The organism is Moorena sp. SIO4E2 (assembly GCF_010671945.1).
In the GTDB taxonomy this organism is placed as follows: domain Bacteria; phylum Cyanobacteriota; class Cyanobacteriia; order Cyanobacteriales; family Coleofasciculaceae; genus Moorena; species Moorena producens.
Genome location: NZ_JAAHIE010000697.1, coordinates 1 through 3,291 on the forward strand (window position 1 = coordinate 1; position 3,291 = coordinate 3,291).

The 3,291-nt window shown below is 47.0% G+C and carries 2 protein-coding genes; one reads left to right on the top strand and one right to left on the bottom strand.

What is annotated here, in order from left to right; all coding sequences use genetic code 11:
- Window positions 1-1,695 (bottom strand): acetate--CoA ligase (gene acs / locus F6K37_RS35600; protein WP_287255611.1); only part of this gene is annotated, 1,695 nt, incomplete at its 3' end.
- Between the two features lie 174 nt (window positions 1,696-1,869).
- Between acs and F6K37_RS35605 the strand changes: the two genes are divergently transcribed.
- Window positions 1,870-3,054: an RNA-guided endonuclease InsQ/TnpB family protein gene (locus F6K37_RS35605; protein WP_044492212.1), complete on the top strand. Its 1,185-nt coding sequence runs from the start codon at window positions 1,870-1,872 to the stop codon at window positions 3,052-3,054.
- Window positions 3,055-3,291 lie beyond the last annotated feature (237 nt).

The window sequence follows — 3,291 nt, forward strand, 5'->3', positions numbered from 1 at the left end:
CTCATCAGGTTTACCGACTACAGCTGCTTCAGCTACAGAAGGATGAGAAACCAGTGCTGACTCCACTTCCATGGTTCCTAAGCGGTGACCAGAGATATTCAACACATCATCGACACGACCCATAACCCAGAAATAGCCATCGGGGTCTTTTCTGGCACCATCTCCAGCAAAATAGAAGTATTGGCCATCTTTTGGCTGGATATGTTCCCAATAGGTGCGGCGGAAACGGTCATCATTGCCATAGACAGTACGGATCATACTTGGCCAAGGATGTTTGATAACTAAATAACCACCATCATTGTCCCCAACTGGATTGCCGTCTAAATCTACAATATCAGCAATAATGCCTGGGAAGGGGAAGGTAGCGGAACCGGGTTTAGTGGGAGTAGCACCGGGTAAGGGGGTGAGCATGAAGCCTCCGGTTTCAGTTTGCCACCACGTATCGACAATGGGACAACGTTCTCCCCCAATCACTCGATGGTACCACATCCAGGCTTCTGGGTTAATCGGTTCACCGACAGTTCCTAGGATACGTAGGGACGATAAATCACGGGCGTTGGGATGCTGGTCTCCCATCTTAATAAAGGCACGAATCGCAGTGGGCGCAGTGTAGAAGATAGTGACTCCATATTTTTCTACCACATCCCACAAGCAACCGGGATTGGAAGGACGGGGAGCCCCTTCGTACATCAGGCTAGTAGCACCATTGGACAATGGACCATAGACAATGTAACTGTGTCCGGTAATCCAGCCGACATCAGCAGTACACCAGTAGACATCGGTCTCCTTGAGGTCAAAAGTCCACTTGGTAGTCATGTGGGTGTAGAGGTTATAGCCACCAGTAGTGTGAACGACCCCTTTCGGTTTACCGGTGGTACCGCTAGTGTAGAGAATGAACAGCATATCTTCACTATCCATGGGTTCCGCTGGACAATCCGCAGATGCTCCCGGTTGCAAGTCATGCCACCAGTGGTCTCGTCCTGGTTCCATGTCAATCCCTTGCTTGGTGCGTTCTACCACTAGGACGTTTTCTACAGTAGGTGCGCCATTATTCTCTAGGGCTTTATCAACTTGGATCTTGAGAGGAACAATCTTGTCTTTGCGCCAGCCCCCATCAGCAGTAATTACTAATTTAGCTTGAGCATCTACCAGTCGGTCTTTTAGGGCTTCAGCACTAAAGCCACCAAAAACAACCGTGTGGGGAGCACCAATTCTAGCACAGGCCAGCATGGCAATGGCAGCTTCCGGAATCATGGGCATATAAATGCCAACGCGATCGCCTTTTTTCACTCCCAGTTGTTTGATCACATTTGCCATCTGGCAAACTTCCCGGTGTAACTGGGCATAGGTTAGGGTGCGGGAGTCTCCCGGTTCCCCTTCCCAAATCAGGGCAGCTTTATTCCGACGCCAGGTAGTGAGGTGTCTGTCAAGACAGTTGTAAGAAATATTAATCTTTCCACCAACAAACCACTTGGCAAAGGGGGGTTGCCAATCTAATACCGTATCCCACTTTTGAAACCAGTCTAGTTCTTGGTCTGCAAGCTGGGCCCAAAACCCTTGGGGGTCAGCTTTGGCTTGTTCATACAGTTGCTGATACTCCGCCATGCTCTTAATCTGGGCATTCTCAGAAAAGTCAGTCGGTGGCGGGAACAGCCGTTCTTCTTGAAGGATTGATTCTATAGTGGGTTGTGACATAGTTATGGGAAATTACTGATATCTATTTAGGTAGTCTAGACCTAGCCCAGGCTAAGTCTAACTAGGGTTGGGGGTTGTTAAGGGCAAGTGGGATTCATCCACTTGCCCTTAACTTTACCAATTTTTTAGTCTACGGATGGTGAGGTTGCTAGTAGAACTAGCTATACTATGGGTATGCTGAGATTGAACTACCAATATCGTATTTATCCCGATGCTGAACAGGCGATCACCCTGTGTGACTGGCTCGAAACGTCTCGAAGGGTTTACAACTACGCTTTGAGGCAGATTAAAGACTGGTCAAACAGCCGGAAGTGTCCGATTGATCGGTGTTCAATCGTTAGTGAATATGTAATTCCACCCGATGAACCGTATCCGTCCGAATATAAGCAGAATGCTGAATTAGCTAAAGCTAAAAAGACAAACCCACGACTGAAAGCGGTGCCTGCCCAAAACCTGCAATGCACTATCAAACAGCTTCACAAAGGGTTTGATTTTATGCGTGAACGTGGTTTTGGATATCCACGGTTTAAGAAACCAGGGAAGCTGAGATCAACATTATTTCCTCAGTTCAAAACTTCACCATTAGATGCTCAAAACAACGTGATCAAGCTTCCCAAACTGGGAAAAGTGACAATTAATCTTCATCGTCCGATCCCGGATGGTTTCAAAATTAAAAATGTTCGGGTCATCAAAAAAGCGGATCACTGGTATTGCAATATTTGCATCCAGTGTGATGTTAATGTTCCGTCAGTTGGGTTCCACGGTCACGCTATTGGTGTTGATCTTGGACTTGATTACCTTGTCGCCACTTCAGATAGCTTACAGGTAAAGCGTCCCCGGTTCAAAGTCAAAGCAGAACGCAAGCTTAAATTGCTGCAACGTCGCTTAAACAGGAAACAAAAGGGATCAGCTAACTACCGTAAAGCTCAGTTGAAAGTAGCGAGACTTCACCGAACTGTAGCGGCTCAAAGAAGAGATCACCATTACAAACTGGCTCATCAGCTGCTAGCTGAGTGTGACAGTATTTTCTTTGAAGACATTGATTTTCGGACAATGGCTAAGGGGATGTTGGGTAAACATACCTTAGACGCTGGTTTAGGTGAATTGCGTCAGATTACTAAGACTGTCGCGTTGAAACTTGGGAAGTTTTTCGACACGGTTGATCACCGTGGAACTTCTCAAGAATGCCCCGATTGCGGTGTAACTGTTAAAAAAACACTCGCTGATCGGATTCACCGTTGCGATAACTGCTGTTCTGTCAAGCCTAGAGACGTAGCTAGCGCTCAAGTAATTTGCAACCGGGGAATCGCAAAACATCAAACTTTACCCGTGGAACATCGGGAACTGGAAACTGCCTGAGCAATCGATCTGCCGGGGCGTGTGAACGCTAGGTAAGTGGTGCAAACTTCGGTAACGAAGCATAACCAGGAAATTCAAAAACGAACACCCACATCAGGGCGCTCGTCTTTGAAGCCCCCGCTATACCCGCGCATGTTAGCGGAGGGAGAATTCACTAAAACCATACTTAACAGGTTACCCAGTTGGGCAAATCGTTAGATTTCTTTCTTTAATTTCTGCTTAATAATCGCTCAGCTC

What these genes read in the sequence shown, in the direction of transcription:
- F6K37_RS35605 (WP_044492212.1), top strand. Translation starts at nt 1,870, where the DNA reads ATGCTGAGATTGAACTACCAATATCGTATTTATCCCGATGCTGAACAG.